Raw genomic sequence first — 25,156 nt, forward strand, 5'->3', positions numbered from 1 at the left:
GTTTTTTCACTGTATTATTGGTATGCTCGGTCTTATATGCCGCATATGATTTGACAAAAGGCAGTGAAAAGCCGGAAGATAATCACAACACAAGTTTTTGGAGAAACAATCGTTTTTTCAATTGGCTTGAAGTAAAGAAAACGAGGGGGATCACCATGACTGAGGAAAATAAAGCAGCACAGCTGCCTGACAGAAGTGAAGTAAAGGCAGAGCATACATGGAGATTAGAGGATATTTTTCCTAGTGATGAGGCCTGGAATAAAGAATTTCAAGCAGTTAAAGAATTAATTCCGAATTTATCTTCATTTAAAGGCACGCTTGCTCATTCGGCTGATAATTTATACGCGGCGCTTACGGCACAGGATGAAGTGACGAACCGCCTTGGGAAACTTTATGCATACGCACATATGCGCTCAGACCAGGATACGGGAAATTCTTTCTACCAAGGGCTGAACGACAAAGCCGCAAGCCTGTATTCTCAGGCTGCCAGCGCGACTGCTTACATTGAACCGGAAATTCTGGCGATTCAGGAGGACAAGCTGCACCAGTTTATTCTGGAAAAAGAGGAGCTTAAGCTTTACTCCCATGCAATTGAAGAAATTACAAAACAGCGTCCGCACGTGCTGAGCGAACAAGAAGAGGCCCTGCTTGCGGAAGCCTCTGAAGCGCTGTCTTCGCCTTCCAATACATTCAGTGTTTTAAATAACGCCGATATTACGTTTCCGTCGATTAAAGATGAAAACGGCAAGGAAACTCAAATCACACACGGCAACTTTATTAATTTCCTGGAAAGCAGCAATCGTGAAGTCCGCAAAAACGCATTTGAAGCCGTATATAAAACATACGGACAGTATAAAAACACGATGGCGACTACACTCAGCGGCACTGTAAAAAAAGATAATTTTTACGCCCGTGTGAAAAAGTATAAATCAGCACGGGAAGCGGCTTTATCCAATAACAGCATTCCTGAAGAGGTTTACGATAACCTTATCAAAACGATCAATAAACATCTTCCGTTATTACACCGTTACATTGACCTGCGGAAAAAGGTGCTCGGCCTTGATGAAGTCCATATTTATGACCTGTACACACCGCTTGTAAAAGATTCGGGAATGAAGGTCACATATGAGGAAGCGAAAGATTATATGCTCAAAGGACTTGCTCCGCTGGGCGAGGAATACGCGTCTATTTTAAAAGAAGGACTTGAAAACCGCTGGGTCGATGTATACGAAAACAAAGGAAAACGCAGCGGTGCTTATTCGTCCGGTACATACGGCACGAATCCGTACATCTTGATGAACTGGCATGATAATGTCAATAATCTGTTTACGCTCGTTCACGAGTTCGGCCATTCCGTGCACAGCTACTATACGAGAAAATATCAGCCGTATCCGTACGGTAACTACAGCATTTTTGTCGCTGAAGTCGCTTCAACGACTAATGAAGCGCTGCTCGGTGAATATATGCTGAACAGCTTAAAGGATGAAAAACAGCGTCTGTACCTGCTCAACCACATGCTTGAAGGATTCAGAGGCACAGTGTTCAGACAGACGATGTTCGCTGAATTTGAGCATCTGATTCATACGAAAGCGCAGGAAGGCGAGCCGCTAACGCCTGAACTGCTGAACGAACTTTATTATGATCTGAATAAAAAGTATTTCGGTGACAACATGGTGATTGATAAAGAAATCAGTCTGGAATGGTCAAGAATTCCGCATTTCTATTACAATTATTATGTGTATCAATATGCGACAGGCTACAGTGCGGCCCAAGCGCTGAGCAGCCAGATCTTAAAAGAAGGCAAGCCTGCGGTGGAGCGCTATACCGAATTCTTAAAAGCGGGAAGCTCGGAATATCCGATCGACATACTGAAAAAAGCGGGGGTCGATATGACATCGCCTGAACCGATCGAGGCGGCCTGCAAAATGTTTGAAGAGAAACTGAATGAAATGGAAGAGCTTCTTTCGAAAGTGAACCCTTCGTAATTCAAAAAAGCCTGTGCATTAAATGCGCAGGCTTTTTCTAAAACCCCTTAAACGTTTTTCGGTGATTCAGCCGGTACAGGGCAAACAATATGGACAGAAACAGCAGTGGAGATGTAATGTAAATCGGCAGCATGTGCATCATGGCCAGCAGGTTTAAAAAGAAGAAAAACACAATCATTCCGATGATCAATACGGTGCGGAGCATTGATTTCCCTCCTTGTTTATGATTGATATATTCTATGAAAACAAGCAGTCAGTTATGTTTTGTGACAAAAATATGAACATTAATCTTATGGCTTGTCAAAACTCGACAAGATTTGATATGATAAGGATGTGAAATTGATCACAAACAAACATTACCCCTTTGTTTGACCGTGAAAAATTTCTCCCATCCCCTTTGTTGTCGTTAAGACATATGAAACCGCGCTTATCCCGGCGCGGTTTCTTTATTTGCACAAAAAAAGCCGGCTCCGTAAGGAATCAGCTTTTTTTAATGATCACAACAGGTGACATCCTCCTGGGTGCCGGCCAGAGATTTCCAAAACAGACCATGCTTTGCTTCCACTCTGGCGACCTTTTTGGCGAATGCCAGTTTTTTCATTTCTTTTTCAACTTCTTCTAGACTCAAATCATAAACGAGTGCGATTTCTTTCGATGCGACAAACCGGAAATATTCAATGAAACATTCCAAAGGCGGCGTTTCAGAAGGCTTCGGTTCATCCCCGAGCATTTCGAATAGGATCTCTTCGTATACGTCATAAGAATAGTTGCCGGGAACCTTCAGCCCTTCATCATCATGCAGACTGTTAAAGAACGTCAATGTCGGGTTGACGGTGACGTCCATTTCCGCCGCGATTTTCATATCGCACTGAAGCGCTTTTACCGCGCTTTGCGAATGGAGGTCGCGCTTGAATTCTTCAACATCCAATTTCGTCTTTTCGGCAATTTCTAAAAGAACGTCTTCATCCGTAATATTCTGCTTGGAGACAAACAGGCTTTCCTGCATGCTGCGGAGAAACAGAATGCCCGCTTTTCTTCCCTGCAGTTCGGCCGCTTTTAAAGCGAGTGCGGCAAGGTAGGGCGATGAAAGAGGCTGATCCTGCTCAAGCCAAAGGCTTCCGTCACAGGGCATCCCGGAACGGTTCGCAATTTTTTCCCAAGCTTCGGCAAGAAGGTGTTTTTTCCGCTTTTGCTTATTCAGCGATGTAATGCTCGCGGACACAATGATCCGCAGCGTAAAAAAACGTCCGTATTTGATTTTTAATTTTTTTATGGCGGGCTCCAGCGACCAGCATTCAGGACATAAAGGGTCGACAAACATGTAAATTTCGAGCGGTTTTTTTGGATGTCCGTGGCAATGGGCGAAGTATTGCTCATGCTGATAATTCGTCAATATGATCGATCCTCCGCTTCTGACTGGTTTACCATATGCCTGGCCGTCAGTTCCAGACGCCCGTACAGAAATTCACGAATATCGCCCTCCAGCCCGACCTGATCCATCGCTTTGCTCATACAGCTTAGCCACGCATCAGCCCTCTCGTCCGTAATCGGAAAGGGGAGATGCCTTGCCCTGAGCATGGGATGTCCGTGCTCTTCAGTATAAAGAGGAGGTCCGCCCAAATACTGGGTTAAAAATTGCTTTTGTTTTCTGGCCGTTTCAGTCAAATCACTTGGAAATATCGGCTTCAGCAAGGGATGAGACGAGACACGCTCATAAAAAGTATCAACAAGTTGCGATAGAAGTTCCTCTCCAATCGCTTCATATGGTGCGTTAAACGATTGTCCCATGTTGACTACTCCTTTATATGGCTAATAGGAATCATAATTCCCATTGCGAATTTATCTTTCAGTTTTACTATCTTCAGTTACTGTATATTTTAGCAATAACATTTTATTTCTACAAACAAAGTGCCTTTCTGTCAGGCGCTTGTATTTCATATCATATCACATCGCCTTCATTCATGTGTAAGATTTCACTCCGCAAAAAAACCAGAGGGCGAAGGAAGCCTCTCTGGTTTACGCGTAATACTGCCGGGTTATGTTTTTGACATATTGCTGTGTTTCCTTAAACGGCGGAATGCCTCCGTACCGATCTACGTTGCCGGGGCCTGCGTTGTAGGCGGCTAACGCGAGAGATACATTTCCGTCGTATTTCGTGAGCATCTGCTTTAAGTACTTTGTGCCGCCCTCAGCGTTCTGGACGGGATCAAGCGGGTTTGACACCCCGAGTGATTCTGCCGTGGAAGGCATGAGCTGCATCAGTCCCATTGCCCCCGCACCGCTGACCGCTTTCGGATTAAAGCCTGATTCCTGTTTAATAACCGCGCGGATCAGCTTTTCGTCCACTCCGTATTTTTCGGCCGCTTTCTGAATGGCGCTGTCTATTGAAAAGTTTCCGGTGCTGATATCAGAAGCCGCATCCGGAGACTTTATGCCCGGGGAAGCGGTCTGTGAAGCAGCCGCGGTACCGGATGAAACCGGAATTCTCGGTGAATATGAAGCGTGAGCGGTCCGCACACCGTTTAAAATTCCCGATTCCGGCTGCTGCCGGACGGCTGTGTCCGTATACTGGCTGAGCAGCGCGCTGAAATTGGCAAGCGGGCTTTCTGAAGATTGTCCGCCTGAAGCCGTGCTTGTATGAGAGATTGATTGCAGCGCCATTGACTGCAGCTGGAGAAGGGCCGCCCAATTCGTTATATTCACTGTGTCATTCCACCTTTTTTTGTTTCTGTTCATAAAAACGCTGGATTTTATTTTTCGTGATCCGCTCTGGGATGCCGAATTGCTTGAGCAATTGTTCAAACGCCCGTTTTCCTTCATCCCAGTCAGCAGCCTCGAATTCCAATTCAAAGTCTTCTTTCTCTAAATATCGGCTGTGATCTAAAATGATTAAGCCTTTTTCTGATTCTTTTTCCGCGCGTGCGGTCGACAGCGTCCCGAAATAGCAAATGTGTTCTGAACGGATTCCTAGACCGTCCAGCTGCCGTTTGACGGGGCCATCCGGAATCTTGAAGACGTCAAGATCCGGTGCCGCCGCAAGCTGTTGGTGCGTTTCCAGCAGACCGACCGCGGCAGGTTCTTTTAAAGTCAGAACGAACGAGCCGTCTTTTTCTCGGATGCGGAGTGCTGATTTTTTTTGTTTCAGAGAAAAATCTTTCGTGTCGAAATAATGATTGACCTGCTGTTTAAAATCATGTTCTTTCATGCAGAGTGCTTCACTCAGCTTCAGAAATTCTGATTTTGTCAGCAGGTTTTTGAATTCAATTTCTATTTCTTGGGTCATGACAGTCTTCCTTTCAGGACGAAAAATTGTATAATTCCCATTATCTCTTTAGAGGTTACGTTTATCAATATCGACCTTGATATGATAAAATAAATGCTGTACTTTGTTAAAAAAGGAGAACATTATGCAAAAGAGAATTGAAATCCAGAATGCATCATTAACAGAAGACGCGCTCCGCTTGAAGTGCGGAGAAGACTTAAGCGGAGCGGAACGCAAAGCCTCAGGTCAAATGCTTGTTGATTCCGATCACTTTGCTTTTGTATACATACTTGAATCAGCTGACTCTTTTGAATATGTCATTATAAAAGAACATGTCTGGCCGGATCTGAAAGAAGCCTTAGACCAAGGAAAACCGGCGGTCCTTGAGGCCGGCGGGAAAACGGTTGAACTTTCAGGGCTGCATGAAGAACTCGATTATCTTCTTGAAAATATTAAAGATAATGCAAACTACGGAGATATGGAAGAAAAAGTGAAAAACGTATTTCTTTAGAACAGGTTCGGAATTGGGGGATGTACGATGGATGACAAACAATGGGAGCAATTTCTAGCGCCATACCGCCAGGCTGTTGAAGAATTAAAGGTGAAGCTGAAAGGCGTCAGAACCCTTTATGAGTATGAAGATGACCACTCACCGATTGAGTTTGTGACTGGCCGCGTGAAGCCGGTGGCGAGCATACTTGAAAAAGCGAGACGAAAAAGCATACCGCTTCATCAGATTGAAACGATGCAGGATATCGCGGGGCTGCGTATTATGTGCCAATTTGTCGATGATATCCAGATCGTCAAAAATATGCTGTTTGCCAGAAAAGATTTTACCGTTGTCGATAAGCGGGATTACATAGCAGAGCATAAGGAAAGCGGATATCGGTCTTACCACCTTGTCGTTTTATATCCTTTACAAACAACGTCCGGAGAAAAGCACGTTCTTGTGGAAATACAGATTCGGACGCTTGCCATGAACTTTTGGGCAACCATTGAGCATTCACTGAATTACAAATACAGCGGGAACATTCCCGAAAAAGTGAAGCTGAGGCTGCAGCGGGCCTCAGAAGCCGCATCCCGGCTCGATGAAGAAATGTCAGAAATCCGCGGAGAAATCCAGGAAGCCCAAGCCGCGTTCTCGCGAAAGAAAAAAGCGGGAGACCGCCAGTAGGAAAGGAGGGGAATGGCATGAAATTTGCCGTTTCTTCAAAAGGAGACGAGGTTTCAGATACACTGAAAAGCAAAATACAGGCGTATTTACTCGATTTTGATATGACCTTGGATGAAAAAGAGCCGGAAATCGTTATTTCCGTCGGCGGTGACGGAACGCTTCTTTACGCATTTCACAGGTACAGCGACCGTCTTGATAAAACGGCTTTTGTCGGAGTTCACACGGGGCATTTGGGTTTTTATGCCGATTGGGTTCCGCAGGAGATAGAAAAGCTCGTTCTGGCCATTGCCAAAACGCCGTATCATACCGTGGAGTATCCCCTTCTTGAGGTGATTGTCACTTATCATGATGAAGAGCGTGAGGAGCGGTATCTGGCTTTGAACGAATGTACAATCAAAAGCATAGAAGGCAGTCTCGTCGCTGACGTGGAAATTAAAGGCCAGCTGTTTGAAACGTTCAGGGGAGACGGTTTATGTCTGTCCACGCCTTCCGGAAGCACGGCTTATAATAAGGCGTTAGGCGGCGCGATCATCCACCCTTCCATCAGGGCGATTCAGCTTGCGGAAATGGCATCCATCAACAACAGAGTGTTCAGGACTGTCGGCTCGCCGCTTTTGCTTCCCGATCATCATAACTGTGTCATCAAACCGAGAAACGACGTCGACTTTCAAGTCACAATTGATCATTTAACCTTGCTGCATAAGGATGTCAAGTCTATTCTATGCCGTGTGGCAAATGAAAAAGTCAGATTTGCAAGATTCCGCCCTTTTCCGTTTTGGAAAAGGGTGCAGGATTCCTTTATCGGAAAAGGCGAATAGAAAGAGGAAACGGATTGGACAACTTTTTTATCCAAAAGAACATGACTGCCCGGGAAGCCGGCATGACGGTAAAAGAATATACGGCGCAGCTCGGCATTTCAAAGCGGCTTCTCGCTGACATTAAATTCGGCGGGGGAGACCTGCTTGTGAACGGAGAGCATGTAACCGTCCGCACCGTGTTAGCGGAGGGAGACGTGCTTAAGATTGAATTTCCGAAGGAGCATGTGAGTGAAACGCTTTTGCCTGAGCCGGTTCCGCTTGATATTCTTTATGAAGATGACCATGTGCTTGTGGTCAATAAACAGCCGTATGTCTCCTCAATTCCATCAAGAGAACACCCGTCGGAAAGCATCGCTAACGGAGTGATCAGCCACTACCGAAAAAGCGGCGTGCCATCAACGGTTCATCTTGTCACCCGCCTTGACAGGGATACATCGGGGGCGATGCTCATCGCCAAACATCGGCTTTCCCATTCTCTTTTGTCGGCAGCGCAGAAAAAGGGGCTTGTCAGCAGGCGGTATCTCGCTGTCGTACACGGGATCATGCTGCAGAAGGAAGGAACGGTGGACGCGCCCATCGGAAGAAAACACGACAGTATTATTGAGCGGATGGTAACGCCGGATGGACAACGAGCGGTGACGCATTTTCAAACGGAAAAAGCGGGACATGCGTTTACGCTTGCAGCCCTGCGGCTGGAAACGGGGCGGACGCATCAAATCCGGGTGCACATGAGCTACCTCGGCCATCCGTTAGTCGGTGATACACTGTACGGCGGAAAAAATGAGGGAATTGCCCGGCAGGCTCTTCACAGTGAGCGGCTTTCATTCGTACACCCCATGACCGGAGAAACGCTCGTTTTTCACGCCCCGGTGCCTGACGATATGAAAACATTAATTGAACACATGTAAAGCCCGAACCGTTTATCGGTTTCGGGCTTTTTTCATGCCTGCCTGCCGTGATCCTCGCGAAATCGTGAAGCATCATAGGGCATTGAGCTTTCCACAGAGACGGTTTCATGCTCCGGAAAACGAAAGCCTGTCAGCTGATTGCCGAAGACGCAGCCTGTATCAATGTTGATCGTATGGTTGACGATCCGGGGGCGTTTTACCGGGGTATGGCCGTACACAACCCACGCTTTACCTTCATAGTCGGCAGCCCAGTCTCTTCTGACGGGTCTGCCGTCGGGATGCGTTTCACCCGTAATATCGCCGTACAGAACAAATTCTTTTACCATACGCGAGTATTTACCGATATCGTCAGCTTTTATGCCGGCGTGAGCGACAACGAGATCGCCATTATGTAAAATATCATAAAGCGGCGCTGACTCATATAATCGGATAAATTGTCTGGAGACTTCCGTTCTGTCGGCGGGAGACAGCTCTTTCAGTTCGGCTGCCGTCGTTTCCAGTCCGTGCATCACTTTTACGGGGTTTCCTTTTAAGTAACGATACAGTTTGTTGCAATGATTTCCCGGGACATAACGGACGGCTCCTTTTTCATATGCTTTTGCCACAAAACGCATCACTTCTACGGATTTTGGGCCTCTGTCCGTTAAATCTCCCGCAAAGACAAGCGTTCTGCCTTCAGAATGGACGGGCGTTCCGTCTTTCACTTCATATCCGAGCTTTTGCATTAAGGCGATCATTTCGTCATAACATCCGTGTATATCGCTGATGATGTCGTAAGCCATTCGTGTCAGCCTCCTTATTAACGGTTTTTTATTTATTATGGGGCTAATTCCTATACCTAATTACGCTGTTTTTGCACAAATTAAAAAAGAATTAAAGAAATAAAGCCTTATCACTTTTTTTTCGCGTTCAGCCTTGTTAGAATATGCGTTATGTTTTTTAAAAAAAAGTAAGGTTTCGCCCGCTTAAAGCGGGCTTTTATAACCCTTGTTTTAAGGAGGTATTTACAAATGGAACACACATCAGTCGCATCTTTAGTCGTCGTTTTGATCGTCGCTTTTTTGACGCCGCTCCTTTTACATCGGTTTAAGCTCAGCATCCCCGTCGTCGTCGCGGAGATCATCATGGGGCTTATTATCGGAAAAAGCGGCCTGAATCTTGTCGTTCAGGGAGATACATGGCTGGAGACGCTGTCTGTTCTAGGCTTTATCTTTTTAATGTTTTTAAGCGGCTTGGAAATTGATTTTTCTTCATTTGAGAAAGGGAAGAAAAAACAATTCCTTCCGAACGGCAAGGAAGCGCCCAACACGTTTTCTGCCGCACTGATTATCTTTTTCGGCATCTTTATTTTATCATTGCTGCTGTCCTATGCCTTTGTATTAGCCGGTTTTATACAAAACGCATTTTTAATGACGCTTATTATTTCGACGATATCACTCGGTGTGGTGGTCCCGACTTTAAAGGAAGAACGGATCATGAACTCCAATATCGGCCAGATCATCCTGCTTGTCGCCGTTATCGCGGACTTGGCTACGATGATTCTGCTCGCTTTCTTCTCTTCTCTTTACGGAGAAGACAGCGGAAATATGTGGCTTCTGTTGATTCTCTTTGCCGCGGGGGTCGTGCTGTATTTCTTCGGCAGGATCTTTAAACACCGTTCATTTGTGCAGTCGATGTCTAAAGGCACCGTGCAGATCGGCACGAGAGCCATTTTCACACTGATTATCGTGCTTGTCGCTTTATCGGAATCTCTCGGGGCGGAAAATATTCTCGGCGCGTTTTTGGCAGGCGTTCTGGTATCGCTTCTGTCTCCGAATAAAGAAATGGTGGAACAGCTGGATTCCTTCGGCTACGGGTTTTTAATTCCGATCTTTTTCGTCATGGTCGGGGTGAAATTGGACATTTGGACGCTTTTCCAAGATCCGAAAACATTAACGATGATTCCGCTGCTTCTGCTTGCGCTGTTTATCAGCAAAATGTTCCCGGTGTTTTATTTAAAGAAATGGTACGACAAAAGAACCGTGTTTGCTTCGGGCTTTTTGCTGACGTCCACGCTGTCGCTTGTTATCGCGGCGGCTACGATCGGAGAAAGGCTCCACATTATCAGCGCCAATATGTCCGGCGCGCTGACTTTAGTTGCGGTTATTGCCAGCATCATCACGCCGATCGGCTTTAAGAAATTATTCAAACGGCAAAGCGCGCCGCAGGAAAAAAAGCGGATCACATTTATCGGTGCCAACCAAATGACGCTCCCGGTTACGCTGGAATTGCCAGAGGAGGAATATGAAGTACGGGTCGTCCATGTGTATCAGGAAAATGCCGGGGAAACGCTTGCGGAATCCGTTTTTTCGGTTGACACGATTTCTGATTACGAGCCCAGCACGCTTGAGTCGCACGGTATTTTTAAAACGGATATTCTTGTCGTGGCGACGGGAAATGAAGATGTGAACGCTGAAATCGCCTTACTAGCGAAAGAGAAAGGGACTGAGCGTATCATCGCAAGCGTCGGCTCGGTTGAGCATGAAACAAAACTGAAAGAAGAAGGCATCAGTATTTTTTCTATCCTTCTGTCTACAAAAACGCTGCTGCGCGCGTTAATTGAGGCGCCGGGCGTGATGAGCCTCCTGACGAATGAGGAGTCTTCGTTATATCAGATCAATCTGGAAAACCCGGCGTATAACGGCATCATTCTGCGGGAATTTCCGCTGATGGGCGATGTGATTTTCGTCCGGATTTTCAGAGGTGTGGACAGCATCGTTCCGCACGGAGACACGCGGCTGAAAACAGGAGACCGTCTCATCGTCACGGGCTCGCGCAACTACGTGTCGGAACTGAGAAAAATCCTTGAAGCTTGACCAAATTGCAATTCGTGATAATATAGAAGGCATAACAAATAAATCATTAATCGTATGACCACTAGGGGTGTCCTTCATAAGGGCTGAGATAAAAGTGAGACTTTTAGACCCTCATAACTTGAACAGGTTCAGACCTGCGTAGGGAAGTGGAGCGGTATTTTTTTGGGGTTCCTTTTATCCATTTAAATTCCAAACCACTTTTCCGATGCGGGAAAGTGGTTTTTTTATTTTATCAGGGGGGAAGACATGATGACATTTTCTGAAGAATGCAGACAGGCGGCTGCCGAATGGTGGGACGGAAGTTTTGTTCATCCGTTTGTAACGGGAATCGGTGACGGAAGCCTGCCGATAGACCGTTTCTGCTATTACGTGCTGCAAGATTCCTACTATTTGACGCATTTTGCAAAAGTTCAGGCGTTCGGCGCCGCATATGCCGAAGACTTGTTTACGACGGGCAGGATGGCGGGCCACGCTCAAGGGACATATGAAGCGGAAATGGCGCTGCACCGCGAGTTTACGGAGCTTTTAGGGATTACGGAAGAAGAGCGTGCGGCATTTAAACCGGCACCGACCGCCTATTCTTATACGTCTCATATGTACAGATCGGTGATGAGCGGGAATTTTGGAGAAATATTAGCTGCGCTTCTGCCCTGTTATTGGCTTTATTATGAAGTCGGCGAACACTTAAAAGAGTGCAAACCGGAGCATCCGATTTATGAAAAATGGATCGGTACATACGGCGGAGACTGGTTCAGACAGCAGGTCGAAGAACAGATCAGCCGTTTTGACGAGATTGCTGAAAACAGCACAGAGGAAATCCGCGCGAAAATGAAAGAGAATTTTGTGATTTCAAGCTATTATGAATATCAATTTTGGGGAATGGCTTATCAAAAAGAAGGCTGGTCCGAGAAGGACGGAAAAGAGGTGGAATCCTTTGGAGCTGCACGCGGTAACTGATAATCGCAAACCCGTTGCCGAGCTGGCCGAGGATATTCTATCGATTCAGCGCGAAGTGAGCTTTATCCATATCCGTGAGCGGGATAAAACAGCGGGAGAGATTATGCAGCTTTTGTCCCTTTTGAAAAAGGGCGGAGCGGATAAGGACAAATTGATCATCAATGACAGGGCGGATATCGCGCTTTTTGCCAACATACACCGTGTTCAGCTTCCGTCCCGCAGCTTTTCCGTAAAGCAGGTGCGAAGCAGATTTCCCCATCTTCATATCGGACGTTCGGTCCATTCGCTGGAAGAAGCCATCCAAGCTGAAAAGGAAGATGCGGATTATGTGGTGTTCGGCCATATATTTGAAACCGAATGTAAACAAGGACTTGAAGCAAGAGGCATCAGCCTGCTTTCAGAGATCAAACGCACGCTTTCCATCCCCGTTATCGCAATCGGCGGAATGACACTGCAGACGATCGGACACACAAAGCAGGCGAAGCCGGACGGAATTGCCGTCATGTCAGGCATTTTCTCAGCTGAAAATCCCGAGGAGGCGGCAAAACGGTATGCACGCGCGGTAAGGGAGGCCGATTATGAAGAAACACTATGATACGGCGGTGATCGGCGGCGGAATTATCGGGTGCGCCATTTCTTATGAGCTGGCGAAGACGCAGCAGAACGTTGTCTTGTTTGAAGGCGGAGAAGTCGGCCGAAAAACGACAAGCGCTGCCGCGGGAATGCTGGGCGCTCATGCGGAATGTGAAAAACGGGATGCGTTTTTTGATTTTGCCATGCACAGTCAAAGGCTGTATGTAGCGGCGGGGCAAGAGCTTGAGGAAGCTTGCGGCATTGACATCAGGCGCCATAACGGCGGAATGCTTAAACTGGCGTATACCGAAGAAGATATCGCCCGTTTACGGAAGATGGATGATCTGCCTTCCGTCACTTGGCTTTCAGCGGAAGATGCCCTTGAAAAAGAGCCTTACGCTTCAAAAGACATTCTCGGCGCCAGTTTTATAAAAGACGATGTCCATGTCGAACCGTACTATGTTTGCAAAGCGTATGCAAAAGGAGCGCGGCGCTATGGCGCTGACATATGTGAGCATACACAAGTCACTTCCGTAAAACGGGTGAACGGAGAATATTGCATCACAACGTCCGGCGGGGATGTTTATGCTGACAAAGTCGCAGTTGCAAGCGGTGTATGGAGCGGCCGGTTTTTCAGCCGGCTCGGCTTGGGACAGCCTTTTTTTCCTGTGAAAGGAGAATGCCTTTCCGTGTGGAATGACGATACCCCGCTGACCAAAACCCTTTACCATGATCATTGTTATGTCGTCCCGAGAAAAAGCGGCCGGCTTGTCATCGGTGCCACGATGAAACAGGGCGACTGGAGCGATACGCCTGACATCGGAGGAATTGAGGCCGTCATTGCAAAAGCGAAAACCATGCTTCCCGCCATCGAACATATGAAAATAGACCGGTTTTGGGCGGGGCTCAGGCCGGGAACAAGAGACGGCAAGCCGTTTATCGGGCGGCATCCTGAAGACAGCGGCATTATCTTCGCCGCCGGCCATTTTCGGAACGGCATCCTGTTGGCGCCGGCAACGGCTGAAATGGTGCGGGATATGATCATGGAAAGACAGATTAAACAGGAATGGGAAGAAGCGTTTCGAATCGATCGCAAGGAGGCTGTTCATATATGATCCTTCAGCTGAACGGAAAACAAATTGATTGGAATCGAAAAGAGGGGACGGTTCAGGATTTGCTTGAATTGTACCAGCTTGACCAAAGAATCGTAGTTGTGGAGAGAAATAAAGAAATCATTGAAAAAAAGAATTATGAAAATACAAGTTTGTGTGACCGCGATGTCATAGAAATTGTCCATTTTGTAGGAGGCGGATGAGGATGTTAACAATAGGCGGAAAACAGTTTCGGTCAAGATTGCTGTTAGGAACGGGAAAATATCCGAGTTTTGAGATTCAGAAAGAGGCGGTGGCCGTCTCGGAATCAGATATTTTAACCTTTGCGGTGCGGCGGATGAACATCTTTGAAGAGTCTCAGCCTAACTTTCTCGAACAGCTTGATTTGTCTAAATACACGCTTCTGCCGAATACGGCCGGCGCCGCAACGGCTGAAGAGGCGGTCAGAATCGCAAGGCTTGCCAAAGCTTCAGGGCTTTGTGACATGATAAAAGTAGAAGTCATCGGATGCAGCCGGTCACTTTTGCCTGATCCGGTTGAAACGCTGAAAGCATCAGAACAGCTGCTCGAAGAGGGATTTATCGTGCTTCCGTATACGTCGGACGATGTCGTGCTCGCAAGACGTCTTGAGGAGCTCGGAGTGCATGCCATTATGCCGGGCGCTTCGCCGATCGGTTCCGGTCAGGGAATTTTAAATCCGCTGAATCTTTCCTTTATCATTGAACAGGCGAAGGTGCCGGTCATTGTCGATGCCGGCGTCGGATCTTCAAAAGACGCCGCCTACGCGATGGAGCTCGGGGCTGACGGCGTGCTGTTAAATACCGCTGTGTCAGGCGCAGATGATCCGGTCAAAATGGCCAGGGCGATGAAGCTTGCCGTAGAAGCGGGCCGTCTTTCTTATGAAGCCGGGAGAATTCCGGTGAAAGATTACGGAACTGCAAGCAGTCCGCGAGACGGTCTTCCGGTATGACGGACAGATATTCCAGACAGGAGCTGTTTCAGCCGATCGGTCCCACCGGCCAAGAGAAGCTCCGGTCGTCTCATGCCGTGATTATCGGCGCGGGTGCGCTTGGGACGGCAAGTGCGGAGATGCTTGTCAGAGCAGGGGTCGGGAAGGTAACGATCGCTGACAGAGATTATGTGGAGTGGAGTAATCTCCAGCGCCAGCAGCTTTATACCGAAGACGATGTCAGACAGGAAATGCCGAAAGCCGCGGCGGCTGAAAAACGGCTTCGGTCTATAAATAGCGATGTAGAGGTCGAGGGATTTGTCATGGATGTCACTGCGGAAAACGCACCCGGATTGATTCGTGATGCCTCCCTCATCGTGGATGCCGCCGACAACTTTGAAACGAGGCTGATTGTGAATGATGCGGCTGTGCAGAAAGGAATTCCCTTTCTGTACGGCGCCTGTGTCGGCAGCTACGGGCTCTCTTTTACCGTCATTCCCGGTGTCACGCCGTGCCTTCACTGTCTGCTTGAGACATTGCCTTTAGGCGGTATGACATGCGATACGGCGGGAATCATCAGCCCGGCTGTATTGCAGACGGCCGTTTTTCAGGCAGCAGATGCGCTGAAGCTGTTAACGGGCGGATCTATCGAGCATGTTCTCCGTTCCTTTGATTTATGGAAAAATGAACGGTCAGAAATAAGCGTCGCCCGTCTTAAATCGGCTGATTGCCCAAGCTGCGGCACAAACGATTTTCCGTTTTTATCCTATGAAAATCAGACAAAGGCGGCGGTTCTGTGCGGACGGAACACGGTGCAGATCAGAACGGGGATTTCCGAACAGTTTGATCTGCAAAACCTTGCGGGACAGCTCAGACGGGCAGGGCTTGATGTTTCAGCCAACCCGTATTTAATTTCGTTTTGCACAGACAATTTCAAGATGGTACTGTTTCGTGACGGCAGAGCATTAATACACGGCACAAGTGATATCAGCAGAGCGAAATCCTTTTATCATAAATGGATCGGATAATGCGAAAGGAGCGAAAAACATCATGAGCATATGCAAAGCATTGACGATTGCCGGATCAGATTCAGGAGGCGGCGCCGGTATACAGGCGGATCTCAAAACCTTTCAGGAGCTCGGCGTTTTCGGAATGTCAGCCATTACAGCGGTAACCGCCCAGAACACGTTGGGCGTTCACGGCATTTATCCGCTCACCCGGGAGGCGCTGGGCAGCCAGATTGACGCGGTGGCGGAAGATTTGCGGCCTGACGCTGTAAAAACGGGAATGCTGTGGAGCGCGGAAATGATTGCGGAAATTGCGGAAAAAACGGATCAGTACGGGCTTGATCATCTCATCACCGATCCCGTCATGATTGCCAAAGGAGGCGCTTCCCTGCTGCGTGAGGAATCTCAGGCCGCGTTAAAAGAGCTGTTAATTCCGCGCAGCTATGCGGTGACGCCGAATGTTCCGGAGGCTGAGGTATTGACGGGGATGGAAATCCGCACGTTTGAGGACCGGAAAAAAGCGGCCGAACGCCTTTGCAAGCTTGGGGCAAAGCATGTCATCATAAAAGGCGGACATCAGCCTGAACAGGGGAGAATCGTTGATTTATTATTTGACGGTTCATCTTTTACCCAAATCAGCCACGCTTATATTGACACGAAACACACCCACGGAACAGGCTGCACGTTCGCAGCCGCGCTGACGGCGGAAACGGCAAAGGGGAAAAACATTCAGACCGCGTTTGAGACAGCCGTCAATTTTGTGCGGGAAGCCGTGGAACATACGCTCGGCATCGGAGCGGGACACGGCCCGACCAATCATTTTGCCTTTAAAAGGAACAGTCTGCAGACGAGATAAAAAAGAGGCCGCGTCAACATCCGCGGTCTTTTTCCCATGCTTTCAATCTGGACAAGGTTATGATATGATAAAAATTAAGATCAGGTACTAAAACTATGTCTTTAAGACGATTACAGGAGGCTTTATACATATGAATTTCTCACTTGAAGGCCGCAACATCGTTGTGATGGGCGTTGCCAATAAACGCAGTATCGCATGGGGAATCGCCCGTTCGCTACATGAAGCCGGAGCGCGCCTCATTTTCACTTACGCGGGAGAGCGCTTGGAAAAATCAGTTCATGACCTTGCGGCTACATTAGAAAGAAATGATTCCATCATCCTTCCGTGTGATGTGACAAATGACGCTGAGATCGAAACTTGCTTTGCAAGCATTAAAGAGCAGGTCGGCGTGATTCACGGCATCGCGCACTGCATCGCGTTTGCAAACAAAGAAGAGCTTGTCGGCGAATATTTAAATACGAACCGCGAAGGATTCCTGCTTGCGCATAACATCAGTTCTTACTCTCTGACAGCGGTCGCAAAAGCGGCGCGTCCGATTATGACTGAAGGCGGAAGCATCGTTACACTCACTTACCTCGGCGGAGAGCGCGTCGTTTCAAACTATAACGTAATGGGTGTGGCAAAAGCGTCTCTTGATGCGAGCGTGAGATATTTAGCCGCTGACTTAGGAAAAGAAAACATCCGCGTCAACAGCATTTCAGCAGGGCCGATCCGTACGCTGTCTGCAAAAGGAATCAGTGATTTCAACTCTATCCTGAAAGAAATTGAAGAGCGCGCGCCGCTGCGCCGCACGACAACACCTGAAGAAGTGGGCGACACGGCTGCATTCTTGTTCAGTGACCTGTCAAGAGGCATCACGGGCGAAAATCTTCACGTGGATTCAGGATTCCATATTACCGCACGTTAAATAACAAGCAGTCCCTTTCAGGGATTGCTTTTTTCTTTCTTCTGATTTTAATCATTCCGTCATATAAATAAAACATGACAGAATCGGAGGGATGAAGATGTCAAAACAAAACAGAAACGCGGAAAAAAAACCGCTCATGTATATTGTTCAGGCGGATTATTCAGACACGCAATCATCAATGCAGGACATATTAATCAAAAAAAGGAAAGCGCCGCAGCCGCCGGAAGAAGAGCCGATGCATGGAAAGCGGGAGGAAGAATGTAAAACTCAGCCTGAAGGAGCAGTGGCTGTCGAACCAGAAAAGCAAGTACCTGAACAGCACAGCCGGTCAGAAGAAGCCGTTCAAGAAGTTCCGGTGCAAGCGGAGCAGGACACTGCCAAGCCTGACGCCGCTAAAAAAGAGCCTGATGCCGCTGAAAAAGAGCCTGAAGCGGTTCACAATGCCGCCCCAGAGGAAAAGGTTCCGCCAAAGCGCGTGAAAAAGCCGATGAGCAGAATGTCCATTCTTGAAAAAATTGATTTCTTAACGAAGCTGCCGCATAATATGCCGCGGACCCTTTGTCTGATAGAAGCCAACGGAAAAACCTACAGAGGCGTAATCGTCGGCAGAAAAAATAATGCGATCTTCCTGCGGACGACAAGCAACGGAGCGCCGGCAGAACTCGCAATAGACGATATCACCTCGCTGCATCCGCTTGGATTTTAACCATACAAAAAGCTGCCTGAATTCTTTAATCCGGCAGCTTATTTTTATGCTTTTTGATTTAAGAATGTGTGCGGTTGATCAGTCTCGGGTTCAGGCAATTGATGGCGCAGAAGCTATGGAGATCGACTTCAACGCAATAGTTCGTTTTTTCTAAACGGAATACATCGCAGAGAGAGTCTTTATCTGTAAAATCAAGAATGTGCTTATGCTCGTCAAAAGCAATAAGCAGGCTTAATGTGGCACAGCCGTCACAGACCCTTTCAACTCTGAAAAAAACGGTGTTAAAACACGGACCGTTATCCAGCTCGCCGACATTTCCGAATGCGGTAAACGGTGATGATTTAGAAGTGAAAAGCACAAACGGCACTGTATCGCCTAATGAAAAACCCGGCGATAAAAGGTTGGAATAGCATCCGGCCGGGCAATCTTCCTCGACCGCATTTTGCAGGTCTTCAATATTTTCTACCGCTTCACGCACACAGTATGTTGTATGCTTGCTCATAATATCCCTCCTGACTTCACGTTTTATATACCGGATTAAACGATATCGGAGAGTCAGCCGCCCGGAAGTCCGGGCGGGCTGATGATTGCATCTGTAATAGAAGGTTGGAAGGGGATTCTTCTTTAGGAAAGATGCGAATCAATGACTATCCGTGATGCTTTTTCTCTTTGTGCGGCTCAGGCCGGTCAACAAGCTCCGGTGAAAGGCATTGAATGGCGCTGAAGCAGCTCAGATCAACTTCAATGCAAAAATCTGTTTTTTCTAAACCGAAGAAATCCGGGTCACAAGGATGGCAGACGCTGAGGGTGTCGCCGTGCACATCTACGGGGCGCAATACTGAAAGCGTCGCGCAGCAATCACAAACTCTTTCTGCCCGGAAGAAAATAGACTCGAAGCACTGGCTGTCATCCGCAAATCCTCCGACGTTCCCGAATGTGGAGAACAAACCGCCTTTTTTATCAAACAAGAGAAACGGGATGGTATCTTTACCGGTAACCGTCGGGCTTAACAGATTGGTATAGCATCCAGTCGGGCATTGTTCTTCAACAGCCTCTTGTTCTGCTAAAATCTTCTCGACTGCATCGCATACACAACTTTCATCTCGGCCATGGTGTTTTCCGCAGCTCATGGATTTCAGCTCCTTCTTTTAGGGTATTTGACTTTTGTCTTTAACAACATATGTACGCGAGCCTCACTTGGTGTGGGTGAACGTCTATATATTCATCATATGCGGAGAAAATAAGAAAAAGCAGAGCATTTTTAGCTCTGCTTTTTCTTTTTAGAGGACGAGGGTGATGACTAAGACAGCAATCAGTAAATTTGTGGCTGTTGAGATCAACACTGCGATATCGGCATCTACTGTTGTCACGTTTACGCCGCGGGAGTTTTCGATGAGCAGTTTTTGACGGTTGATTTGTTTGTTAGCTGTTAGTTGCAATAAGTCTTGTGCGACCAATTCGGCGATGACTCCGTCAGCAATTGAAGTGAGAGTGGCCGTTACGACTGCTGCATTAATCGCTGTCATGACTGAAGCGACTGCTTGAACGTCTGTTGACGTCACGTTAATATCACAAGAGTCTCTGATAATAATCGCTTCTTCAGAAACTTGTTTGTTGAGATTCGCCTGAGCCAGGTCTTGGTCAAGGAAGGCATTATCTTCGCCAAATCCATGTCCGTTACAGCAAACATTACATCTTCTTCCTTCTTTTTCTTCTTTTTCTTCTCGCGGATGTTCGCATTCAGGATCAAGTGCAACCCAAGAGTATGGTCTGCTTTCCATATCTATTCCTCCTTTTCTTTTACTATTATTAAATGAGCCGGCCTCTTATTTTGACTCAGGCATCTATCCTGATAAAAATCACTATTTTTTAGTTATTGACCGGGATTTTGGCGTCTTTGCCGGAGCTGTTCGATTAATTGTTCTCTGCGGGTTTGCGGATTTGTCTGCTGTTCTTGCGCTTTTTCCTGCTCTTTTTTCTGTTTCTGGCTTTCAAGAAAAGCTTCTGTTTTTGCCTGCATGTCTTTGACTAATGCGATCAGCATTTCTTTTTCTTCATCAGGTATTTCCCGCATTTTATCCTTTGTCACGCCGTGTTTTTTGAAGACATTGCTGACAAGCACCTTTAAAAGCGGATCCACTTCTGGTAGATTTTCGAGTTCTTTTTTTAATTTTTCGTTATCTGCCATTTGTTCTCACCTCTATTTAAATATTTGAAAAGAAAGGTTAAAGGATGTCTAGTTCAGCAAAAAGTATATTTAATAATTGAAACAAAATTTGTACAAAGGCCATGATATCGTCTGCTGTCAGTGTGATTTTAATATTGCGGCTGTTCAGGACTTGAATGACGGTCCTCTTTTTTATTTGGCAATCATCCAGGATCAGCAGTTCGGTTGCGATTTGGTCGGCTGTGTCTTCATCTGCGATCGCGAGCTGTGTCGCGAGGATAATCGCCGTAGTAACTGAGGCTTGTATAGAAAGAGCGGCCGTTATATGTGTTGTATCTATTGTGACATTTTCGCAATCAATCACTTCGATCGTCTGCTCGAATTCGTTGGATAATTGTTCGTATATTTGCGGTTGCAGTGTTTCGACTTTTTCTTCAAACGACATAACCTTCACTCCTTTCTCATTCATACTCTATATAATGCAAATGAAACGCCGAGCGGAATAAGAAAAACAACTAAACCGCACCTATTTTTTTACCGGACAAGGTGCGATTCATGAAGATCAGGGTTTTCGCATATGTATAAAGAGGTCAAGTTTTGAAAAGGAGTGAACAGGTGGTTATCAATTGGCTTTCATTTATTCTGTTATCGTTTGCCGTTTTCCGGCTGGCCAGGCTTTTCGTATTTGACACCATTATGGCGCCGCTTCGGAGCCTTTTTCACGAGGAAAAAACAGAAACCGCACCCGACGGCACGACAGAAACCTACATTGTCATAAAAGGAAAAGGCATCAGGGCATTTATCGGTGAACTTCTCAGCTGCTACTGGTGTACGGGCGTATGGTGCGCCGCCTTTTTAATTGCGGCGCAGATTGTGATCCCCGAGGCCGCGCAATGGCTGATTTTGCTGTTAGCCATAGCCGGCGCGGCCGGGATCATTGAAGCTGCGGTTTCTCGTCTTCTGCAGGAATAAGGCGGTTCCACCAGCAACTTCCCGTCACTTTCGGCATAAACTGGCATATATGACATAAGGAAAGGAAGGATCACCATGAATCAATCAAGCAAACCTTCCCAACACTCTCCATACAAATCAACTGTGCATCAGCCTTACGAAAAAAAAATTAAGAAAAAAGGCTGCGGCTGCGGCCAAAAGAAAAAACCGAAATAGCCGTTTTCTAAAAAACCGGAGCTTCCGGTTTTTTTTGTTTTATGCCGAACGCCTGCCTCTGTCCGGCATAGATCATAGGAGGAGGGGATGTTATGAATATATTTGAATCATTCATAAACGGTAAATACCGCCGGCACAATCAAAAGCAGCGGGAGCATGACAACTATATCTTATCTATTGAAAAACAGCTGTCTGAGTTTGATGAAGCGGGATCGCGCTTTGAGGAATGGATAGATGTGTTTGCCGCCGAAACAGAAGCGAAACTGAAGAAAAATGAGCATTCTCACTAAAATGAATGAAATCCGCACCGGCCCTATGCATTTATCCAAGCCAAACAAGTCGGCTCACATAGAGTATAGAGAGTAAAGGAGGTGCTTAGATATGGGATTCGGATATGGCGGATTCGGCGGCGGCTACGGTTACGGCGGCTGCGGCGGATACGGAGGCGGCTATGTCGGAGGCGGATACGGCTCAACATTTGTTCTTGTTGTCGTATTGTTCATCCTTCTGATCATTGTCGGTGCATCCTTTTTTGGCTAAACCTTAGCAAGACTTTGGATAAGCGCGGGACCGTTCAGTCCCGTGCTTCCCTGATGTATGAAGGAGTATAGAGACGGGGCACTCTGAATTTTTTCCTTGTCTTACGGGCACATGTTCCGCTCTTTATTCATACAATATCGTATTACTCCACAAAAGGAGGCACACCATGGATAATCAATTTTTCAAAAATATTGAGAAGAAAACAGGCGTCAGCATGAAGGATGTCATGAACCTTGCAGGATCATTGCAAAATGCCAATTTCAAAGATGAAAACACGGTGAGAGGCGTCATTCAGAAGGTGTCCCAGCTGGCTAACAAGCGTGTTCCGAAAGAATTGGAAGACAAAATCGTTCAATCGATTACAAGCGGTAAAGAGAAACTTGATTTTGGCACCATTTCTAAAATGTTGAACAATAAATAGGCGTCAGCCGGCCTTGCTAAAAAGGCCTTTTTATGTGAGAAAAACCCGGCAGTGATCTGCCGGGTTCTTTATATCCTGAGTGCGCTCCGTCTGTCCGTCCGGAGAAGGGGCTCGAGAAATCTTGAGCTGCGCGCTGTTTTTCCCCGCCTGTACGCGGGACAAGATACATATAAATGCTGCATGGCCCTTGTCATTGCGACATACAGGAGCCGTCTTTCTTCTTCGAGCGGAGCGGGATCGCCCTGTCTCGCCGTCTCAAGCGCGAAGTCATGGGGGATCGAGCCGTCAGCCGCGCCTAAAATATAGACCGTATTGAATTCAAGACCTTTAGAGCGGTGAATGGTCAGCAGTTCGACGCCGTTTTCATCGGTTTTCTGATTCTCAGCGGCGCGCATATGATCGACATGCGCAAGAAAATCGGGAATGGTTTTGAATTTTTTGGCGGCCACTTTGACATCCCTGAGATCATCAGAGCCTTTTTCCAGTTTGTTTCCCTCATTGCCCCGTTTTTTTAAATACTCGGAAAAACCCATTTTGCTTTCTGCAAAGGTGATGGCTTCAACCGGCTTCATTGTCCGGATGCTTGCGAAAAACGGAACGATCTGCTTGATCTTCCCTATTTGAAAAGGCTTCAGGTCAGGCAGTTTCGTCAGTGCCTTAATCATCGTGCAATCTTCCGTGATTGACAGCGCCTTTAACGTTTGCAGGGCGGATTGCTTTAAAAATAAGGCGGGCAGCAGGTCTTTCACCGCATCCGTATCATCTTCATTCTGACTCGCATATAAATAGGCGAGGATCTGGCGTACGATTCTGCGGCTGTAGAACGTCTGCACGCCACGGTCGGCATGATAAGGAATCGATGATTGGTGCAGTCTTTCATAAATGGCCCGTCCGGCGCTGTTTGTTCGGTAAAGCACGGCGAAATCGTCAGGACTCGCCCCGTTTTGAATTTTCTCTTTCATATCCGAAACGATCATGGTCGCTTCTTCTTCTTCATCGTAAGGATAAAATATCACGGGATTGTGAACGCCGTCTTTGACGGCAGAAAGTGTTTTTTCATACCGTTTTTTATTTTTCTTTACGACGGCATGAGCGCTTGAGACGATCGGATGCGGCGAGCGGTAATTTGCCGTTAAGTAAATGGTCTTTGCTGCCGGATAATCCTTTTGAAAATCAAGAATAAAAGACGGGCTGCTGCCGCGGAACGCATAAATGGATTGGTCGTCATCACCCACGCAGCACAGGTTATTCTCCGGGCTTGCGATCATTTGCATAATGTTGTACTGGACAGGATTAATATCTTGAAACTCATCAATCAAAATATGAGAAAATCTGTTTTGGTACTGCGCGAGAATATCAGGCCGGCTTTGAAACAGTTCATAACAGCCTTGGGCCATGTCATCAAAATCAAATTGCCGTTTTTCCCGCTTCTGCTGTTCGTAACGTTCGTAGAGCCGGTACACTTTTTTCTCCCAGTCGTCCGCAAGCGGAATGGTCTCATGGGGGAGATATGTGTTTTTCCAGCAGCCGATAAGCTGTAGCGCCTGGTCGACGGGAAACTCTTTTTCATCCAAATTTTCTTCATAAAGCGCCTTTTTCACATATTGCTCTTTTTGCCACTCCATTTTTAAAAGCTGGCTACCGTTCCATTTTGAAGAATCATAATGATAGAGTATTTTATAGAAAAAACTGTGGAATGTTCCGGTCACGAGACGGGAGACTTTTCCGGCTGCCAGCCCGTACTCATTCGCCATCCGCTCTTTCATTTCGGCGACGGCTTTTGTCGTAAAGGTCACAAGCAGCATATTCTCAAGTGAAATGCCGAGGTGTTCAATCATATGGGCGGCGCGGGCTGTCAGCACCCTCGTTTTTCCGCTTCCCGCTCCGGCGAGCACCAGCAGGGGCCCGTCCGTTTCAGTAACTGCCCGCATCTGTTCGCGGTTCAGGCCGATGCCGGGGAACAAAGATGTATCAGCCGCCTCGGATGTTGGTGAAAACGGTTCGGCCGCAGGCACTTTTTTCGGGCTTTTCCATTCTGAGACGATCGGTTTCGGATTCTCTGAAATCGCTTTTCCTTTCGGCAGGCGGAACATGCCTGCCTCCTTATACTCTTCTTTTTCTTTCTCCGCTTGTGGTTCCTCGGCCGCGCATGCTTTTTCACAGGCGATGAAGTCTCCCTTTTGCCGATGATAAAATGCCGGCTGCTCTAAAATCGAAAGCCGCATTAAGACAGGCTGGTCACAATGTGCGCAAAAAATATTTCCTTTCTGAGCTTCTTCAAAAAGGAATTGGTAATGTTCTCTAGAATATGTATGTAAATGTATCGTTCGGTTATTCAGTCGGGCGCATTTCAAAAAGGGGTCCTCCCATTAAAAGGTGTTCATCCATTTGATAGACAAAGAATATCATAACAAAAGAACCGCGTTTCAAAAAGTAAGATTAAGGGAAATGAAAAGCGAAGGGGAGGGGTACATATGATTTATGCAGGACGGATTCAAAACCAGCAGTATTCTCAATACGCAAACCGGGCAGCGGGTTATAAGCCTGATTACGCCGGTATTACGAAAGCGGCCGCCCTCGCCAATGACAGGGTGTACAGAGAGGTGGAGCGCCGCCAGGAAAACACCGCAGCCGCAGCAAAGAAAGTGCATGAAGAAAAACGTAAGCGCTCTCTTTCCCGTCTGCCGCAAATCATGGGAAAAGGCCGGTTGATAAATCAATACGTGTGAAAAAACCCGGAAATCTCCGGGTTTTTTTGAGCTGTATATATGAAAGATGCGGAAAGGAATGAT

Annotated in this window: 32 protein-coding genes and 1 riboswitch; of the genes, 20 read left to right on the forward strand and 12 right to left on the reverse strand. The window is 47.0% G+C overall.

Translation table 11 applies throughout. The annotated features are described in order from the left end of the window. Positions 1–155 precede the first annotated feature (155 nt). The gene (gene pepF, locus ACWJJX_RS01415) at positions 156–1,985 is read left to right on the forward strand and encodes an oligoendopeptidase F (RefSeq protein ID WP_003155028.1); all 1,830 of its coding nucleotides are present in this window, start codon (positions 156–158) and stop codon (positions 1,983–1,985) included. Between the two features lie 37 nt (positions 1,986–2,022). Here the strand turns inward: pepF and ACWJJX_RS01420 are convergent, their stop codons facing one another. The 5 genes from ACWJJX_RS01420 to ACWJJX_RS01440 all read right to left on the reverse strand — a co-directional run bounded on the left by ACWJJX_RS01420 (position 2,023) and on the right by ACWJJX_RS01440 (position 5,268). Further along, a complete protein-coding gene (locus ACWJJX_RS01420) occupies positions 2,023–2,190 on the reverse strand; it encodes a hypothetical protein (protein ID WP_003155026.1) in 168 nt (55 codons plus the stop codon). A gap of 285 nt (positions 2,191–2,475) precedes the next feature. Then, positions 2,476–3,378 (reverse strand): protease adaptor protein SpxH, encoded by a 903-nt coding sequence (gene spxH, locus ACWJJX_RS01425; RefSeq protein ID WP_003155024.1) that lies wholly within the window; start codon positions 3,376–3,378, stop codon positions 2,476–2,478. Then, positions 3,375–3,773: a globin domain-containing protein gene (locus tag ACWJJX_RS01430; RefSeq protein ID WP_003155023.1), complete on the reverse strand. Its 399-nt coding sequence runs from the start codon at positions 3,771–3,773 to the stop codon at positions 3,375–3,377. The genes spxH and ACWJJX_RS01430 overlap by 4 nt, the downstream gene beginning before the upstream one ends. Before the next feature lie 228 nt (positions 3,774–4,001). Beyond that, entirely contained in the window at positions 4,002–4,688 is a 687-nt protein-coding gene (locus tag ACWJJX_RS01435) for a lytic transglycosylase domain-containing protein (RefSeq protein ID WP_454022674.1), read from the reverse strand. Between the two features lie 4 nt (positions 4,689–4,692). Then, complete coding sequence (locus ACWJJX_RS01440) at positions 4,693–5,268, reverse strand: CYTH domain-containing protein (protein ID WP_146283634.1); 576 nt, start codon at positions 5,266–5,268, stop codon at positions 4,693–4,695. 124 nt (positions 5,269–5,392) lie between these two features. On the opposite strand from ACWJJX_RS01440, the gene ACWJJX_RS01445 reads away from it, so the two are divergent. The 4 genes from ACWJJX_RS01445 to ACWJJX_RS01460 are packed head-to-tail and all read left to right on the forward strand — an operon-like array spanning position 5,393 to position 8,147. Then, positions 5,393–5,758 (forward strand): UPF0738 family protein, encoded by a 366-nt coding sequence (locus ACWJJX_RS01445; protein WP_070081630.1) that lies wholly within the window; start codon positions 5,393–5,395, stop codon positions 5,756–5,758. Positions 5,759–5,785: 27 nt separating this feature from the next. Beyond that, positions 5,786–6,421, forward strand: coding sequence for a GTP diphosphokinase (yjbM, locus tag ACWJJX_RS01450; RefSeq protein ID WP_003155019.1), 636 nt, complete (start codon positions 5,786–5,788; stop codon positions 6,419–6,421). Between the two features lie 17 nt (positions 6,422–6,438). Then, entirely contained in the window at positions 6,439–7,239 is an 801-nt protein-coding gene (locus ACWJJX_RS01455; protein ID WP_003155018.1) for an NAD kinase, read from the forward strand. Positions 7,240–7,253: 14 nt separating this feature from the next. Beyond that, complete coding sequence (locus tag ACWJJX_RS01460; protein WP_070081631.1) at positions 7,254–8,147, forward strand: RluA family pseudouridine synthase; 894 nt, start codon at positions 7,254–7,256, stop codon at positions 8,145–8,147. Between the two features lie 32 nt (positions 8,148–8,179). On the opposite strand, the gene prpE is transcribed toward ACWJJX_RS01460, so the two are convergent. Next, entirely contained in the window at positions 8,180–8,929 is a 750-nt protein-coding gene (prpE, locus tag ACWJJX_RS01465) for a bis(5'-nucleosyl)-tetraphosphatase PrpE (protein ID WP_173612649.1), read from the reverse strand. A 228-nt stretch (positions 8,930–9,157) separates the two neighbouring features. On the opposite strand from prpE, the gene ACWJJX_RS01470 reads away from it, so the two are divergent. From ACWJJX_RS01470 to ACWJJX_RS01515, 10 genes are all read left to right on the forward strand, one after another. Next, entirely contained in the window at positions 9,158–11,002 is a 1,845-nt protein-coding gene (locus ACWJJX_RS01470; protein WP_265210072.1) for a monovalent cation:proton antiporter family protein, read from the forward strand. 53 nt (positions 11,003–11,055) lie between these two features. After that, positions 11,056–11,164: riboswitch (TPP riboswitch) on the forward strand. An 87-nt stretch (positions 11,165–11,251) separates the two neighbouring features. Further along, entirely contained in the window at positions 11,252–11,959 is a 708-nt protein-coding gene (gene tenA / locus ACWJJX_RS01475; protein WP_454022787.1) for a thiaminase II, read from the forward strand. Beyond that, on the forward strand, positions 11,937–12,554 hold the full coding sequence (gene tenI, locus ACWJJX_RS01480; RefSeq protein ID WP_061890947.1) for a thiazole tautomerase TenI: 618 nt from the start codon (positions 11,937–11,939) through the stop codon (positions 12,552–12,554). Before tenA ends, tenI begins: the two co-directional genes overlap by 23 nt. Continuing rightward, positions 12,538–13,647 (forward strand): glycine oxidase ThiO, encoded by a 1,110-nt coding sequence (thiO, locus tag ACWJJX_RS01485; RefSeq protein WP_454022675.1) that lies wholly within the window; start codon positions 12,538–12,540, stop codon positions 13,645–13,647. The genes tenI and thiO overlap by 17 nt, the downstream gene beginning before the upstream one ends. Beyond that, a complete protein-coding gene (gene thiS, locus ACWJJX_RS01490; protein WP_103695012.1) occupies positions 13,644–13,847 on the forward strand; it encodes a sulfur carrier protein ThiS in 204 nt (67 codons plus the stop codon). The genes thiO and thiS overlap by 4 nt, the downstream gene beginning before the upstream one ends. Continuing rightward, the gene (thiG, locus tag ACWJJX_RS01495) at positions 13,844–14,614 is read left to right on the forward strand and encodes a thiazole synthase (protein WP_088005363.1); all 771 of its coding nucleotides are present in this window, start codon (positions 13,844–13,846) and stop codon (positions 14,612–14,614) included. Before thiS ends, thiG begins: the two co-directional genes overlap by 4 nt. After that, positions 14,611–15,621, forward strand: a complete 1,011-nt coding sequence (gene thiF, locus ACWJJX_RS01500) for a thiazole biosynthesis adenylyltransferase ThiF (protein ID WP_052585700.1) — start codon at positions 14,611–14,613, stop codon at positions 15,619–15,621. The genes thiG and thiF overlap by 4 nt, the downstream gene beginning before the upstream one ends. Positions 15,622–15,643: 22 nt before the next feature. After that, positions 15,644–16,456 (forward strand): bifunctional hydroxymethylpyrimidine kinase/phosphomethylpyrimidine kinase, encoded by an 813-nt coding sequence (gene thiD, locus ACWJJX_RS01505; RefSeq protein ID WP_070081636.1) that lies wholly within the window; start codon positions 15,644–15,646, stop codon positions 16,454–16,456. A 130-nt stretch (positions 16,457–16,586) separates the two neighbouring features. After that, positions 16,587–17,363 (forward strand): enoyl-ACP reductase FabI, encoded by a 777-nt coding sequence (fabI, locus tag ACWJJX_RS01510; protein ID WP_003155001.1) that lies wholly within the window; start codon positions 16,587–16,589, stop codon positions 17,361–17,363. Positions 17,364–17,460: 97 nt separating this feature from the next. Beyond that, positions 17,461–18,069 (forward strand): CotO family spore coat protein, encoded by a 609-nt coding sequence (locus tag ACWJJX_RS01515; RefSeq protein WP_077722066.1) that lies wholly within the window; start codon positions 17,461–17,463, stop codon positions 18,067–18,069. 58 nt (positions 18,070–18,127) lie between these two features. On the opposite strand, the gene cotZ is transcribed toward ACWJJX_RS01515, so the two are convergent. From cotZ to ACWJJX_RS01540, 5 genes are all read right to left on the reverse strand, one after another. Next, a complete protein-coding gene (cotZ, locus tag ACWJJX_RS01520) occupies positions 18,128–18,571 on the reverse strand; it encodes a spore coat protein CotZ (protein WP_003154997.1) in 444 nt (147 codons plus the stop codon). A 145-nt stretch (positions 18,572–18,716) separates the two neighbouring features. Beyond that, a complete protein-coding gene (locus ACWJJX_RS01525; RefSeq protein WP_003154995.1) occupies positions 18,717–19,199 on the reverse strand; it encodes a CotY/CotZ family spore coat protein in 483 nt (160 codons plus the stop codon). A 150-nt stretch (positions 19,200–19,349) separates the two neighbouring features. After that, the gene (locus ACWJJX_RS01530; RefSeq protein WP_044802820.1) at positions 19,350–19,850 is read right to left on the reverse strand and encodes a spore coat protein; all 501 of its coding nucleotides are present in this window, start codon (positions 19,848–19,850) and stop codon (positions 19,350–19,352) included. A 92-nt stretch (positions 19,851–19,942) separates the two neighbouring features. Beyond that, positions 19,943–20,257, reverse strand: a complete 315-nt coding sequence (locus ACWJJX_RS01535; RefSeq protein WP_003154993.1) for a hypothetical protein — start codon at positions 20,255–20,257, stop codon at positions 19,943–19,945. 37 nt (positions 20,258–20,294) lie between these two features. Next, positions 20,295–20,681, reverse strand: coding sequence for a spore coat protein (locus tag ACWJJX_RS01540; protein ID WP_003154992.1), 387 nt, complete (start codon positions 20,679–20,681; stop codon positions 20,295–20,297). Between the two features lie 170 nt (positions 20,682–20,851). Here ACWJJX_RS01540 and ACWJJX_RS01545 point away from each other — a divergent pair, with 170 nt between their 5' ends. The 4 genes from ACWJJX_RS01545 (at position 20,852) to ACWJJX_RS01560 (ending at position 22,364) form a co-directional block, all read left to right on the forward strand. Continuing rightward, the gene (locus ACWJJX_RS01545) at positions 20,852–21,208 is read left to right on the forward strand and encodes a DUF1360 domain-containing protein (protein ID WP_015388440.1); all 357 of its coding nucleotides are present in this window, start codon (positions 20,852–20,854) and stop codon (positions 21,206–21,208) included. A gap of 287 nt (positions 21,209–21,495) precedes the next feature. Then, complete coding sequence (locus tag ACWJJX_RS01550) at positions 21,496–21,693, forward strand: hypothetical protein (RefSeq protein WP_077722067.1); 198 nt, start codon at positions 21,496–21,498, stop codon at positions 21,691–21,693. Positions 21,694–21,784: 91 nt separating this feature from the next. After that, on the forward strand, positions 21,785–21,943 hold the full coding sequence (locus ACWJJX_RS01555; RefSeq protein ID WP_070081640.1) for a YjcZ family sporulation protein: 159 nt from the start codon (positions 21,785–21,787) through the stop codon (positions 21,941–21,943). A gap of 166 nt (positions 21,944–22,109) precedes the next feature. Further along, positions 22,110–22,364, forward strand: coding sequence for a stage VI sporulation protein F (locus ACWJJX_RS01560; protein ID WP_003154986.1), 255 nt, complete (start codon positions 22,110–22,112; stop codon positions 22,362–22,364). A 68-nt stretch (positions 22,365–22,432) separates the two neighbouring features. On the opposite strand, the gene ACWJJX_RS01565 is transcribed toward ACWJJX_RS01560, so the two are convergent. Beyond that, entirely contained in the window at positions 22,433–24,718 is a 2,286-nt protein-coding gene (locus tag ACWJJX_RS01565) for an ATP-dependent helicase (protein WP_173612652.1), read from the reverse strand. A gap of 120 nt (positions 24,719–24,838) precedes the next feature. On the opposite strand from ACWJJX_RS01565, the gene ACWJJX_RS01570 reads away from it, so the two are divergent. Beyond that, a complete protein-coding gene (locus ACWJJX_RS01570; protein ID WP_070081642.1) occupies positions 24,839–25,093 on the forward strand; it encodes a hypothetical protein in 255 nt (84 codons plus the stop codon). Positions 25,094–25,156 lie beyond the last annotated feature (63 nt).

Source organism: Bacillus sp. YH3-2-B2 (assembly GCF_053663335.1).